At 68.1% G+C, this 12,902-nt stretch carries 14 protein-coding genes; 1 reads left to right on the forward strand and 13 read right to left on the reverse strand.

Translation table 11 applies throughout. The features are described 5' to 3' along the window. The 12 genes from E8A12_RS16760 to E8A12_RS16815 form a co-directional block, all read right to left on the reverse strand. The coding region (locus E8A12_RS16760; RefSeq protein WP_293370885.1) for a MiaB/RimO family radical SAM methylthiotransferase at nucleotides 1-944 on the reverse strand (944 nt) is incomplete at its 3' end. 106 nt (nucleotides 945-1,050) lie between these two features. Continuing rightward, complete coding sequence (locus tag E8A12_RS16765; protein ID WP_293370907.1) at nucleotides 1,051-1,425, reverse strand: Fur family transcriptional regulator; 375 nt, start codon at nucleotides 1,423-1,425, stop codon at nucleotides 1,051-1,053. A 76-nt stretch (nucleotides 1,426-1,501) separates the two neighbouring features. Further along, nucleotides 1,502-1,963: a GNAT family N-acetyltransferase gene (locus E8A12_RS16770; protein ID WP_293370886.1), complete on the reverse strand. Its 462-nt coding sequence runs from the start codon at nucleotides 1,961-1,963 to the stop codon at nucleotides 1,502-1,504. Continuing rightward, nucleotides 1,960-2,586, reverse strand: coding sequence for a tRNA (adenosine(37)-N6)-threonylcarbamoyltransferase complex dimerization subunit type 1 TsaB (gene tsaB / locus E8A12_RS16775; RefSeq protein WP_293370909.1), 627 nt, complete (start codon nucleotides 2,584-2,586; stop codon nucleotides 1,960-1,962). Before tsaB ends, E8A12_RS16770 begins: the two co-directional genes overlap by 4 nt. Nucleotides 2,587-2,600: 14 nt before the next feature. After that, nucleotides 2,601-3,173 carry a NifU family protein gene (locus tag E8A12_RS16780; protein ID WP_293370888.1) on the reverse strand — a complete coding sequence of 191 codons (573 nt, stop codon included), beginning with the start codon at nucleotides 3,171-3,173 and terminating at the stop codon, nucleotides 2,601-2,603. 38 nt (nucleotides 3,174-3,211) lie between these two features. Next, on the reverse strand, nucleotides 3,212-3,685 hold the full coding sequence (locus tag E8A12_RS16785; protein WP_293370890.1) for a universal stress protein: 474 nt from the start codon (nucleotides 3,683-3,685) through the stop codon (nucleotides 3,212-3,214). 40 nt (nucleotides 3,686-3,725) lie between these two features. Further along, a complete protein-coding gene (trpS, locus tag E8A12_RS16790; RefSeq protein WP_293370892.1) occupies nucleotides 3,726-4,760 on the reverse strand; it encodes a tryptophan--tRNA ligase in 1,035 nt (344 codons plus the stop codon). Between the two features lie 132 nt (nucleotides 4,761-4,892). Continuing rightward, complete coding sequence (gene murJ / locus E8A12_RS16795; protein WP_293370894.1) at nucleotides 4,893-6,560, reverse strand: murein biosynthesis integral membrane protein MurJ; 1,668 nt, start codon at nucleotides 6,558-6,560, stop codon at nucleotides 4,893-4,895. 81 nt (nucleotides 6,561-6,641) lie between these two features. Then, nucleotides 6,642-7,340 (reverse strand): DUF1080 domain-containing protein, encoded by a 699-nt coding sequence (locus E8A12_RS16800; RefSeq protein WP_293370896.1) that lies wholly within the window; start codon nucleotides 7,338-7,340, stop codon nucleotides 6,642-6,644. A 13-nt stretch (nucleotides 7,341-7,353) separates the two neighbouring features. Beyond that, a complete protein-coding gene (locus tag E8A12_RS16805; protein WP_293370898.1) occupies nucleotides 7,354-8,001 on the reverse strand; it encodes a gluconate 2-dehydrogenase subunit 3 family protein in 648 nt (215 codons plus the stop codon). Next, nucleotides 7,998-9,698, reverse strand: a complete 1,701-nt coding sequence (locus E8A12_RS16810; protein WP_293370900.1) for a GMC family oxidoreductase — start codon at nucleotides 9,696-9,698, stop codon at nucleotides 7,998-8,000. Before E8A12_RS16810 ends, E8A12_RS16805 begins: the two co-directional genes overlap by 4 nt. A gap of 3 nt (nucleotides 9,699-9,701) precedes the next feature. Then, nucleotides 9,702-10,949 (reverse strand): Gfo/Idh/MocA family oxidoreductase, encoded by a 1,248-nt coding sequence (locus E8A12_RS16815; RefSeq protein ID WP_293370902.1) that lies wholly within the window; start codon nucleotides 10,947-10,949, stop codon nucleotides 9,702-9,704. A 187-nt stretch (nucleotides 10,950-11,136) separates the two neighbouring features. Between E8A12_RS16815 and E8A12_RS16820 the strand changes: the two genes are divergently transcribed. Beyond that, on the forward strand, nucleotides 11,137-12,354 hold the full coding sequence (locus E8A12_RS16820; RefSeq protein WP_293370904.1) for an MFS transporter: 1,218 nt from the start codon (nucleotides 11,137-11,139) through the stop codon (nucleotides 12,352-12,354). 53 nt (nucleotides 12,355-12,407) lie between these two features. Here the strand turns inward: E8A12_RS16820 and E8A12_RS16825 are convergent. Next, nucleotides 12,408-12,902 (reverse strand): outer membrane beta-barrel protein (locus E8A12_RS16825; RefSeq protein WP_293370906.1); only part of this gene is annotated, 495 nt, incomplete at its 5' end.

Genomic DNA, 12,902 nt, shown 5'->3' on the forward strand with positions numbered 1-12,902 from the left:
AAGCCCACAATGAAGTCGCCGCTGATCGCCATGTCGGGTCGAGCGAGGCGGATCTTCTCGATCAGGCGGGCGTAGCTTTCGGCGGTGTGCGCCCGGTTCATCGCCTTCAGGATACGGTCCGAGCCCGACTGCACCGGCAGGTGGAGGTAGGGCATCAGCGCCTCGATCTCGCCGTGGGCGGCGATCAAGGCGTCGTCCATGTCCCGCGGATGGCTGGTGGTGTAGCGGATGCGGTCCAGCCCCGGGATAGCGGCCAGCCGCCGCGCGAGCGCCGCCAGCCCACCCTCGCCTGCGTAGGCGTTGACGTTCTGGCCCAGCAAGGTGACCTCGCGCACGCCCTGGGCGGCCAGGTCCCGGGCCTCGGTCTCGATCGTCTCCGGCGAGCGCGACCACTCGCCGCCACGGGTATAGGGCACCACGCAGAAGGTGCAGAACTTGTCGCAGCCCTCCTGCACAGTCAGGAAGGCGGTGACGCCATTGGCCGTGCGGCCGACCGGTCCCAGGGCGTCGAACTTCTCATCCGCCGCGAAATCGGCGGACAGGCGTTCGCCTCGGGCGCGGTGGCTGCGCGCAATCAGCTCCGGCAGCTGGTGATAGGCCTGCGGGCCCACGACCAGGTCGACGGCGGGCTGGCGGCGCATGATCTCCTCGCCCTCCGCCTGGGCGACGCAACCGGCGACGGCGATCGTCATCCGAGATCCGCCCTCGGCCACCCGCTCGTCGCGCATCTCCTTCAGCTTGCCGAGCTCGGAGTAGACTTTTTCGGTGGCCTTCTCGCGGATGTGGCAGGTGTTCAGCACCACCAGGTCCGCGCCCTCCGGCGTGTCGGTGATCGCATAGCCCAGCGGCGACAGCACATCGGCCATCCGCTCGCTGTCATAGACATTCATCTGACAGCCGTAGGTCTTGATGAAGAGGCGCTTCGTGGGCGTCTGGGCGGACATAGGGCGGGTTATGGGGTTGCCGAGGGAGCGGCGCAAGTTTGCGGACTGTCGGCGTCGAAGGCGCCGTGCTGGATCCCGGCCTTCGCCGGGATGGTTCGCTGCGCGCTCACTTCTCCTCGATCGGCATTCCGTAGAGCTCAAGCCGGTGGTCCACCAGCTTGTAGCCGAGCTTCCGGGCGATCGCCTCCTGCAGGGCCTCGATCTCGGCGTCGACGAATTCCACCACCTGTCCGGTCTTCATGTCGATCAGGTGGTCATGATGCTGGTCGGGATACTCCTCGTAGCGGGAGCGGCCATCGCGGAAGTCGTGGCGGGTGATGATCCCCGCCTCGTCGAACAGACGCACCGTCCGATAGACCGTGGCGATGGAGATGTGCGGATCGACCGCGTGCGCGCGGCGGTGCAACTCCTCGACATCGGGGTGGTCGTGCGCCTCGGACAGCACGCGGGCGATCACCCGGCGCTGCTCGGTCATGCGCATGCCCTTCTCGACGCAGAGCTTTTCGATGCGGTCCGACACGAGGGCTCCCGACTCCCGATTTACAACCAGGATAGGTCTAAGCGGCGGCGGCGTTAAGGTCGAGGCGCATCACCAAGGCGTCGGTGAACCCCACGGGCCGGCGGTCATAGTAGGCCTTTCGCAGGCCCGACCTGCGGAAGCCCGCGGTGTCATAGAGGGCGATAGCCGCCGCGTTGTCGATCGCAACCTCGAGAAAGGCCTCGGCCGCGCCCATGTCCCGTGCGGTCGGCAAGGCCGCGGCCAGCAGGGCGCGGGCGACGCCGCGGCGGCGGCCGACGATGGCGACGCCCAGCGTCAGGACCTCGACTTCGCCGGCGGCGACACGGCAGAGGATGACGCCCAACGGCGCTCCGTCGCCGGCTAGGGCCAGGAAGCCGTAGATCCCCTCGCCGTCCAGCAGGTCCTCGAACTCGTCGTCGCGCCAGGGCTTGTCGAAGGCTTCCGCATGCACGGCGGCCATGGCCGTGCACTCGGCGGGCGTGGACCGGATCAGCCTCATGCCGGCAGCTTCGCGTCGGGCGCGCGCAGGTAGAGCGGTTTCAAGGGACCGGGGGTCCGGGCCGCGGCCAGTCGGGCCACGTCACGGGCGTCGGCGCCCTCGGCGGCGATCACTGTGGCGGCGGGCGCGAAGTCGGCGAGGAGGACGGAGCCCGAGCCGATCAGGGTGAAGGGCCGGCCCTGCGACAGTTCGGCGATGCGCGCAGCGGCGACCTCGGCGGTCACGGCGTCCGGCGCCATCAGTGCCGCGCCCTCGTCGAAGGCCTGCAGGTAGAGCTGCCCGCGACGGGCGTCGATGGCGGGAAAGACCAGGCCCTTGGCCTGCGCGGCCAAGGCCTCCAGAGCGCCTATCCCCACGGCGGGTTTGTCGAGGGCGAACGCCAGGCCCTTGGCGAAGGCGATGCCCACCCGCAGGCCGGTAAAGGAGCCTGGGCCGACCGTCACGGCGATGCGATCCACCTGGTCGAACTTCAGACCGGCCTCGGCCATCACATCCCGCGCCATGGGCGCCAGCCGCTCCTGGTGTCCCCGCGCCATCACCTCACGCGCGGACGCAAGCATGCGCTCACCGTCCAACACGGCGACCGAGCAGCTTGAAAGGCAGGTATCCAGGCCGAGGACGATCATCCGCCCTCGTCTTAGAGGGTTTGTTCGACGCCCGTCACTTCCGGAACGTAGTGCTTCAGCATGTTCTCGACCCCGGCCTTCAGCGTCGCCGAGGAGGACGGGCAGCCCGAGCAGGCGCCGCGCATGTTCAGGTAGACGACGCCGGTCGCCACATCGAACCGGTTGAACAGGATGTCGCCGCCGTCCTGAGCCACGGCCGGGCGGATGCGGGTGTCGAGCAGGTCCTTGATCTCGGCGACGATCTGGGCGGTTTCGCCCTCGTAGACGCCCTCGTCGTGGCCGCCCGATTGGTCGCCTGTGGCCGCGAACAGCGGCTGGCCGGAGGTGAAGTGGTCCATGATCGCCGCCAGGATCGGGGCCTTCAGGTGGCTCCAGTCGTAGTTGGCGAGCTTGCCAACCGTCAGGAAGTCGGGGCCGAAGAACACCCGTTCGACGCCCTCCAGGCTGAACAGCTCGCTCGCCAGGGTCGACGCCTGCGCGGCGTCGGCGTCCCGGAAGTCGCGCGTGCCCTCGCCCATGACCTCGCGGCCGGGAAGGAACTTCAGGACCTCGGGGTTCGGGGTCGGCTCGGTCTGGATGAACATGGGAGGAGATGTGGCGCCGCGAGCCGTCCGGCGCAAGTTCAGGCCAGGTCGGCGATCTCGTCGTCCGTGAGGTCGCCCGGGACCAGAGTCACCGGCACCTTGCGGGCGCCCCAGGTGACGCCCTCCTTGGCCAGCGAGGCTACCAGGGGCCCCGGTCCGCGTCCGCCGACCGCGGCGGCCAGGACCAGGATCTTGATGTCGGGATCCGAGCCGATCACCTCGCGCAGAGCCGTGCGGACACTGTCGGCGTGCTTGATGATAAACTCCGGCGGCAGTCCGGTCTCGGCTTGGACAAGGGCGGCGGAGGTCTGCAGGACGGCCTCGGCCTCCTCGCGGGCCTGGCGGTCGATCTCCTCGCGCACGCCGGACCAGTGCTCGAAATATTCCGGCTCGATCACCCTCAGTAGCGCCACGTAGCCGCCGGTGGAGCGCGCGCGCCGGCAGGCGAAGCGCAGCGCCGCCTGGAACTCCGGCGTATCGTCGGCCACGACGAGGAACTTGCGCTGGCTCATGGGCCGCGACGGTGCGGCGCCCGCAGCCTGGGCGCAAGGCTCAGCCCGCCCAGTAGCCCACGATGCGCTTGACCTCGGCGAGGTTCGGCGCAGCGACCTCGCGGGCCCGCTCGGCGCCGGCGCTTAAGATGCGGTCGATCTCCGCCGGGTCGGCCAGGAGGCGGCGCATCTCGCCGCCGATCGGGCCCATCACCGAGACCGCTAGGTCGGCGAGCTTCGGCTTGAAGGCCCCGAAGCCCTGCCCCGCGAACTCGGTGAGCACGTCCTGGGCGGTGCGCCCTGAGAGCGCGGCGTAGATGCCGATCAGGTTCTGGGCCTCGGCCCGGCCGGACAGGTCGTCGAGCTTTTCCGGCAGGGCGTCGGCGTCGGTGCGGGCCTTGCGGATCTTCTGGCTGATCGTGTCGGCGTCGTCGGTCAGGTTGATCCGCGAATTGTCCGAGGGGTCGGACTTGGACATCTTCACCGCCCCGTCGCGCAGGGACATGATCCGTGCGCCCGGCCCCTGGGTCAGGGCGTCCGGCAGGGGGAAGAACCCCGGCGCCTCGAAGTCGTGGTTGAACTTCGCGGCGATGTCGCGGGTAAGTTCCAGGTGCTGGCGCTGGTCCTCGCCCACCGGGACGTGGGTCGCTTTGTAGACCAGGATGTCGGCGGCCTGCAGCACCGGGTAGGTGTAGAGGCCGACGCTCTCGCGCTCCTTGTGCTTGCCGGCCTTGTCCTTGAACTGCGTCATCCGGTCGAGCCAGCCCAGACGCGCCACGCAGTTGAACACCCAGGCGAGCTCGGCGTGGGCCGGCACGGCGGACTGGGCGAAGATTGTGGCGACCTTGGGGTCGAGGCCAGTGGCCAAATAGGCCGCGGCGATCTCGCGGACCTGGTGCTTCAGCTTCGCGGGATCCTGCCAGGCGGTGATGGCGTGCAAGTCGGCCACGAAGATGAAAGTCTCCATCTCGTGCTGCAGGCGCGCGAATTTCACCAGGGCGCCCAGGTAATTGCCCAGGTGCAGGTCGCCGGACGGCTGCACGCCGGAGAGCACGCGCGATTTGCCCGCGTAGGGGGCCGGAGCTTGGTCGGTCATGGGGTAAGGCTTCTCGGGAGTTTGGCGCACGGGCGCAAGGCCCGGATGAGGCGGGTGGGTCGGCGCTTCAGCGCCATCGCCAGGTCAGGCGCGCCCGAGACGTCATGGCCGCTGAATAGAACCGCCTCGTCCCTACGGCAAGTCCGCTGGGCCTTCCGGCGGATCGCCCTTGCGCCGCCGCAGCGCGCCCCGCGCCTCAGCGACGGTCAGCCCACCCGATCCGAAAAGCAGCAGGGGATAGAGCGCGGCGGCGACGATCACGGTGAGCGCGATGGCGAACTCCTTGGGCCCTAGGCCGTGCACGATGTGCAGGCCATGGAACAGGCCCTGGATCTGCGCGCGGTAGTGCGAGGCGCCGGCCAGGACCGCGGCCAGGGCCACGTTGGCGACGAGGATGCGTATCAGCCGCGAGACGGCCTTGGCGCCGGGGATGTAGTGGCCGCGTCGGCTCAGCGTCACACCCATCATCACCACGTTCAGCCACCAGGCGCTGGCGGTGGCCGCCGCGATCCCCGAGACGCCGAAGAAATGGAACAAGGTGATGCCCAGCGCTACGTTCACCGCCACCGAGACCAGAGCAAAGCGCATCGGCGTCGTGGTGTCCTGCCGCGCGAAGAACGCCCGGCTGAACAGCTGCGCCAGGACAAAGGCCGGCACGCCCCAGCCGTATTGCAGGAGCGCCGAAGCGGTCTGGTGCGCATCGACGAGCGTGAACAGGCCGCGGGTATAGAGCCCGTCGACGATGAAGAAGGGGATGGAGACCAGGCCCGTGGCGGCCGGCAGGGTCAGCGCCATGGCGAAGACGATGGCGTCGTCCATAGCCTTTTGCGCGCGCTCGTGCTCCCCCGCGTGGATGGCGCGCGACAGGGCCGGCAACAGCGCCACGCCAATGGCCACGCCCACCAGACCTTGCGGGAGTTGGTAGAGATTGTCGCATTGGGCGATCCAGGAGGCTGCGCCATTGACGTGGCTGACCAGGATGCCGGAGACGAACACGTTGATCTGAGTGACACTCGCGCCGATGGCGCCGGGGACAGCGAGCGCGATCAGGGCCTTGATCTGCGGGGTCAGCCTCGGCCAGCGCAGGGTCACGTCGGCCCCCGACTTGCGCACGCCCCACCAGAGCAGGCCCGCCTGGCTGACGCCGGCGATCGTCACTCCGATGGACGCCCAGACGGCGGCCTGCACCGGACTGTGGGTCGGCAGCATCGCCGCGAGCGTCCAGAGGTTCAGGAGGATCGGCGCCGCGCCCGACAGGATGAAGCGGTTGCGGGCGTTCAGCACGCCTGAGAGGTGGGCGTAGATCGCCATGCACGGCAGGTAGGGCATGGTGATCTGGGTCAGCAGGACGGCCAGCCGATATTTCTCCGGGTTGGCCGCGAAGCCCGGCCGGATCAGGTACATCAGCCAGGGCATGGCCAGTTCGGCGATGACCGTGATGGCGAGCGTTGCGGCGGCCAGCACCGCCATGGCGTCGGCCGCCAGCTCGTCGGCCACCGCCTCGCCATCGGTCTCCAGCGATCGCGAATAGGCGGGCACGAAAGCCGCGGCGAAGGCGCCCTCCGCGAAGATTCGCCGGAACAGGTTCGGGAAAGACAGAGCGGCCTGGAAGGCGTCAGCTGCGAAGGTGGCGCTCGCCCCCATGAAGTAGCTGATCGCCAGGTTGCGCAGGAAGCCCATCAACCGGCTGACCAAGGTGAAGAACGCGAAGGTCATCGACGAGCGGACGAGCCCGCCCGGCTTCGCCGCAGCAGGTTTGGGCTTGGCGGCTGCCGGCTCGGGCGTGGATGTAGCGGTCACGGACGTCTCGGGCGCAAGCGATTCACGGCCCGCAAACTAGCGCGGGGCGCGCCGCCGCGCGCGGTGCATTTTGGCGCGGCGCTACTTCAAGACCTTGATCTTAATGTTCTTGAACCACACCGGGTCGCCGGGTTCGCCGTGCATCTGCAGAGCGATGGCGCCGGTCTTGCCCGTCGCGAACTGCGGCCACCGCTTGAACTTCGTCGCGGCGATGCGGGCTTTGAAATCTGCGGAATTCAGGTCGTACTCGACGACCTTCACGCCGTTCAGCCAGTGCTGCACCTTGCCGTGGTCGACGACGATCCGGCCATGGTTCCATTCGCCCACCGGCTTGGTCATGTCCTTTGACGGCGCATAGAGGTAGTAGGCGGCCGACGCGCGCTCGACCGGCTGCTCGCCGTGGGCGTTGTCGAGCAGCTGGTACTCCGGCCCGCTCTGGTAGGTCTCATCGCCCACCGGGATCACGTGATACATCACCCCGGAATTGCCCATGGGGCTGATCTTCCAATCGAAGGTGAGGTCAAAATTCTCGAAGTTCTCCTTGGTGACAAGGTCCTTGGAGATCTTGGGCGTCGGGCCGAGGACCCCGTCGGCGACCTTCCAGCCGGCGTCCGGCTCAGCGGTCTTGAAGCCCTTCCATCCGGCGGTGGTCTTGCCGTCGAAGAGCAGCTTCCAGCCGTCGGCCTTCTCGGCAGGCGTCAGGCTGTTGTCGGCGGCGAGGGCCGGGGCGGCGGCCATCAGCAGGGACGCGACCGCGAGGCCGAGGGCGAGGGCTTTCATGGGACTAAGGCTCCTAGAGGCCGAGTTGCTTGAGGGCGACTTCGACCGCAGCCTTGACCTCGGCTGAGGGGCCGGGGTCGACGGTGCGCGCGACGTTGCCGATATAGCCGATGTCCTTGAACCCGGCTTCCGTCGTGTAATAGGCCCCGATGGTCAGGCCGCGGAACTTCTTCCAGAAGTCGACCGTCGCCTTGTCCGTGGCTTTCGGCAGGGCGGCGAGGGCCGCGGCGCGGTCGGCGGCGGGCGCCTTCAGCACCTTGGCGCCCAGCGCATTGAGGCCGTTCATCACCACCGGACGGTCCTTGACCTGGTCCGGATAGGGCGCGCTCACCCACTCGTTGACGAAGTCCGGCACGCCCAGCGAACTGGCCGAGGGCGCGCTTCCGCTGGCCGGCAGAATGTAGTCGGCCAGGATCGCCGCCGTGGTCAGCTGGTCGGCCGTCATGATCCGCGACCAGGGAGCCTTTTCCGGCTTGGTCAGCTTGGGGTCGGTGCCGTAGCCGCGGGTGATCACTTCGCCGCCCATCTTGGGGCCGTAGACCACGACCCCGGCGCCGCCGACCACGGCCGCGCCGACCACGCCGACCCAGGCCAGCGCCGTGCGCCGGTCGATCTTGCTTACATAGGGTTCGGGGCCCGTTTCAGGAGAATTGGCGCTCATAGGGCCCCCTGCTTGGCGATGGTGGCCAGGTTGTCGGCGGAGCGCCAGGCCAGCGCGATGATCGAAAGCGTCGGGTTCTTGTCTGGGCTGGAGACCATCACCGCCCCGTCCATGACGAAGAGGTTGGGCACCGCCCAGCTGCGGCCGAACTGATCGACCACCGAGTCAGTGTCGTTGTGGCCCATCCGCGCTGTGCCGATCTCGTGGATCATCTCACCGCCCTTGGAGATGGCCTTCCTGCCGTCGGTCTCCACATGGCCCGTGGGCTTGCCGCCCAACTTGTCGATGACCTCCGTGAAGGTCTTCACCATGTGGGCCGCCTGGTTCGTCTCCGCTTCCCCCCACTTCCAGTGGAAGCGCAGCACCGGGATGCCCCACTTGTCCTTGGCGACCGGGTCGAGCTCGCAATAGCAGTCGTCGTTGGGGATCATCTCGCCGCGGCCGTTGAAGCTGATGGTCGAGCCGAATTTCTGGCGCAGGCGGGCGCGCAGATCATCGCCCACCAGGTCGAGGTCGCCCCGGACCAGGCCGCCCATGCCCATGGAGGGCATCTGCCGGCCGCCGCCGATCTCGATGTGGTAGCCGCGCGGGAAGCCCAGCTCCTTCTGCTTCTCATAGCCCCACCAGGGCACATAGGTGTGCTCGGTGCCCTGGCCGTCGTCGTTGGTGGGCGGCAGGCCTTCCAGGTGCGGGAACTGGCCGGTGACGTTCAGGCCGACGGTGTCCATCAGGTAGCGGCCGACCATGCCGTGGGTGTTGCACAGGCCGTCTGGGAACTTCGCGCTCTTGGAATTGAGCATGATCCGCGCGGTCTCGCCGGAACCGGCGGCCAGGACCACAGCCTTGGCGGTCACCGAGTGGTGCAGGCCGGTCTTGCGGTCGACATAGCTGACGCCCTGGGCCCGGCCGTCCTTGTTCAGGTCGACCTGATAGACGAGCGCATTGGTGGTGATGGTCAGGTTGCCGGTGGCCATGGCCGGCGGCAGCAGGACGGTGGTCGACTGGAAGTTGGCGCCGATCGCGCAGCCGCGTCCGCAGGGGGTGGCGAAGAGGCAGGTGTTGCGCCCTTCCATCTGGCCGGTGACCACCGCGACGTGCATCGGGATCACCGGGACGCCCATGGCCTTGAAGGCGCGCTCGTAGAAGATCTCGAAGGCGCGCGGCGGCGCTGATTGCATCAGGCAGCCCGGCGGCGAGTCGGGGGTGTTCAGGAGGTTCTGGGGCGGATAGGCGCCGGCGACCCCGATCAGCTTCTCGGTCTTGTCGTACCAGGGCGCCAGGTCGTCGTATTCGATGGGCCAGTCATAGCCCAGGCCGTCGCGGCGCTTCGGCTTGAAGTCCAACGGCCCGAAGCGCAGCGCGATGCGGCCCCAGTGGTTCGTCCGCCCGCCCAGCATCCGTGGCCGCCACCAGATGAAGGGCTCGGAGCCTTCGGCGACGGTATAGGGCTCGTTGGGCACCTCCCAGCCGCCGTCGACCGTGGCGTCGTAGAAGCCGAAGGGCTTGTCCGGCGTGCCGACGCCGCGAAGAGGCGCCTCGGCGTTGATGTTGAACATCGGGGTCTCGACGCGCGGGTCGTAGTCGCGCCCGGCCTCCAGCATCAGCACCTTCATCCCGGACTTCGTCAGGTGAAAGGCGCTCATCCCGCCGCCGGCTCCGGAGCCGACGATGATGATGTCATAGGGTTCGGCGGCCATGCGTCAGGCTCCAGTCCGTGCGGGCACGGGCACGTAAGTTTCGAGGCTTTCGTCCGGCAGGGTCACCACCTGACCGGTTTCGGCGGATTTGTAGAGCGCCATGACCATCTTGGTCACCTCGACCCCGTCCTCGAAGGTCTCGATGGGCGTCCTGCCGTGGCGGAAGCAGTCGACCATGTGGCGGTTCTCGCCGATGTAGCCGTAGGTGCCGGCCTCGTCCTCGACGATGGGCATCTGGCCCTGCTCGGCGTTCTGCTTTTCCACTAGGTCCTCGCCCTGGCCGCCGGTGATGGCGCGGGAGAGGAAGACCTTGAGGCTGGGGTTCAGCGAGGAGAACTCCATGGCGTATTCCGGCCCCAGCAGGGCCAGGTCGATGCGCAGGCCCGGGCCAACGTAGGACCAGGAGGTCGAGGCCTCGACGATCAGCTCCTGGCCGGTCTCGTCCTCCAGCGTGATGGTGGCGCGGGCGAAGTCCTCCACCGGATGGGCCTGCATCTCGACGCCCTTGAAGTCCTTGGCCAGCGACTTGGCGTAGCGGGCTTGCGTCCATTTCAAATAACCGACCGAGCCCTGGACGGTCTTCACGGTGAGGCTGCCGCGCGCGGCGCCCGGCGCGGTCAGCAGGAAGCGGCCGACCTCGACGGAGTGGCACATCATGTCACTCATCACCCCGCCGCCCTGGCGCGGGCCCTGCCAGAACCAGGGCTCGTGCGGGCCCGAGTGCTCTTCGGCGGCGCGGGCGAGGTAGGGGCGCGAAGAAGCCGGGACGGCGCGCCGCCAGACGATCTCCTTGCCGCGCTCGACGGCGGTGGAGAACACCTGGTTCTCCAGGTAGCCGTGGGCCAGGCCCGCATCCTCAGCCAGCCGCAGCACCTCGCGAGCCTCGCTCAGCGTGCGGCCGAGCGGCTTCTCACACGCCACTGCGCGGACTCTGGAGCGGCCAGACTTCACGGCGGCGTGGATCGCTTGCATCACCTCCAACCGCCGGTCGTTGGGGGCCAAAAGCCAGATGGCGTCGATGTCATCGGCGGTCAGCAGGCTCTCCAGGTCGCCATAGGCGCGGCAGGGGCCGAGCTCGGCCTCGTTCACCTGGGCGGCAAGGGCGTCGCGGTGCGCCGCCGTCGGGCTGTAGACGCCGGTGATCTGGGCGTGGCGGACGGACTGGAAGCTCTTGACGTGGAATTTGGCGATGAAGCCCGAACCGATGAAGCCGATACGCAAAAGGGGCGGCGCCTCACTTGCTTGCGCCATGCTTTTTAATCCCCCCCCGAACCACTGATTTTCAGCGAACTTGGCGCCGGTGACGGGAGAGGTCAAACCGCGCCCGAGGCGAGGCCGCCGCCGCCGCCGATCGGACCGTGATAGGTGCGCGCAGGCGTCAACTGTGTAATCGATACGCCAAGCGGGGCATTGAGACTCACGCCTGGGGGAGACGAAGATGACGGTCCGGACGCGGCTTTTTCTGATGATGGTGCTGCAGCTGGCTGTCTGGGGAGCCTGGGCGCCGAAGCTGTTCCCCTACATGGGCATGCTGGGCTTTGCCCCGTGGCAGCAGTCGCTGGTCGGCAGCGCCTGGGGAATCGCCTCGGTGGCCGGGATCTTCTTCTCCAACCAGTTCGCCGACCGCAACTTCTCAGCCGAGCGGTTCATGGCTGGCAGCCATGCGTTGAGCGGTCTGGCGCTGGCGGCCTGCGCTTTCCTGACCAGCTTCTGGCCGTTCTTCGCCGCCTACCTGGTCTTCAGCCTGCTCTATGTGCCGACCCTGTCGGTCTCCAACTCCATCGCCTTCGCCAATCTGAAGGACCCGGCCAAGGACTTCGGCGCCGTCCGCATGGGCGGCACCATCGGCTGGGTGCTGGTGAGCTGGCCGTTCGTCTTCCTGCTGGGCGCCAAGGCCGACGCGGCGCAGGTGCGCTGGATCTTCCTGGTCGCGGCCATCGTCTCGTGGGCCCTGGCCGCCTACAGCCTGACCCTGCCGCACACGCCGCCCAAGCGCGACGCCCAGGCCGCAGACCCGCTGGCCTGGCGCGAGGCGATCAAGCTCCTGGGCGTGCCGTTCGTAGGCGTGCTGTTCCTGGTCACCTTCGTGGATAGCGTGATCCACAACGGCTATTTCGTGATGGCCGACAACTTCCTGACCCACCGCGTGGGCATCGCCGGCAACCTGTCGATGGTCGTGCTCAGCCTGGGCCAGCTGGCCGAGATCGTGACGATGTTCATCCTGGGCGGCGTGCTCGCCCGGCTGGGCTGGAAGACCACCATGATCATAGGGATCCTGGGCCACGCGGCGCGTTTCGCCGTGTTCGCCTTCTTCGCCGACAGCGTGCCGGTCATCGTGGCTGTGCAGCTGCTGCACGGCATCTGCTACGCCTTCTTCTTCGCCACCGTGTACATCTTCGTGGACGCGACGTTCCCGAAGGATGTCCGCTCCAGCGCCCAGGGCCTGTTCAACCTGCTGATCCTGGGGATCGGCAATGTGGGCGCGAGCTTCCTCTTCCCCGCGCTGATCGCCCATTGGACCGACGCCGCCGGCAAGGTCGACTACCGCAGCCTGTTCATGGTCCCCACCGGCATGGCGGCGCTCGCGGTGCTGCTGCTCGCGGTCTTCTTCCGCCCGCCGCAGCGCGGTCCCGTGGCCGAGGTCGCGGCCGCCTGAAGACAGCGCCCACAGGAGCCGCTCCGCCGCATTGAGCGCGGCGAAACCCTCCGTCAGCCGTGGATCGCCTCGGCTTCCGGCTCCGGCGCCGGGGGCGGCGGCGGACGCTTGGGCGGGGCGCCGAAGGTCCAGGCGAAGCCGAAATAGGCGCCCTGGCTCCGGCCCCGGCCGAGCGACACGTCGCGCAGTTGGGGCGTGTCGATGAAGCTCTTCTGGCTGAAGCTGTTGAACACGTCCTGGACCGTGATCACCCCGGCCAGCTTGTCGCTGAACTTGTGGCGGTACCCGGCGAAGGTCAGGAACGATGGGTCCATATAGCCCTGCGGCGTCAGGCGCCGCGCGTTCATCTGCCCGCTGAACTGCAGCGAATCGTTCGGCGTCGCCTGCCAGTTCAGGCTGAAACGGCCGCCGCCCTCGACGGCCGAACGGCTGCCGAGCACACCAACGGCGCCGGGCAGGAGCACCCCGCCGGTGTTGATCTCGGCATAGTAGATATTGGTCGAGACGTTGTACGTGAGGTCCTTGATCAGGTGACCGTTGGCCACCAG

The organism is Phenylobacterium sp., from assembly GCF_004799395.1.
Lineage (GTDB): Bacteria > Pseudomonadota > Alphaproteobacteria > Caulobacterales > Caulobacteraceae > Phenylobacterium.

Coding starts and splice junctions, on each gene's coding strand:
- E8A12_RS16765 (WP_293370907.1), bottom strand. CDS start 1,425: ATGCGCATGACCGAGCAGCGCCGGGTGATCGCCCGCGTGCTGTCCGAG.
- E8A12_RS16770 (WP_293370886.1), bottom strand. CDS start 1,963: ATGAGGCTGATCCGGTCCACGCCCGCCGAGTGCACGGCCATGGCCGCC.
- E8A12_RS16780 (WP_293370888.1), bottom strand. CDS start 3,173: ATGTTCATCCAGACCGAGCCGACCCCGAACCCCGAGGTCCTGAAGTTC.
- E8A12_RS16785 (WP_293370890.1), bottom strand. CDS start 3,685: ATGAGCCAGCGCAAGTTCCTCGTCGTGGCCGACGATACGCCGGAGTTC.
- trpS (WP_293370892.1), bottom strand. CDS start 4,760: ATGACCGACCAAGCTCCGGCCCCCTACGCGGGCAAATCGCGCGTGCTC.
- E8A12_RS16800 (WP_293370896.1), bottom strand. CDS start 7,340: ATGAAAGCCCTCGCCCTCGGCCTCGCGGTCGCGTCCCTGCTGATGGCC.
- E8A12_RS16805 (WP_293370898.1), bottom strand. CDS start 8,001: ATGAGCGCCAATTCTCCTGAAACGGGCCCCGAACCCTATGTAAGCAAG.
- E8A12_RS16810 (WP_293370900.1), bottom strand. CDS start 9,698: ATGGCCGCCGAACCCTATGACATCATCATCGTCGGCTCCGGAGCCGGC.
- E8A12_RS16815 (WP_293370902.1), bottom strand. CDS start 10,949: ATGGCGCAAGCAAGTGAGGCGCCGCCCCTTTTGCGTATCGGCTTCATC.
- E8A12_RS16820 (WP_293370904.1), top strand. CDS start 11,137: ATGACGGTCCGGACGCGGCTTTTTCTGATGATGGTGCTGCAGCTGGCT.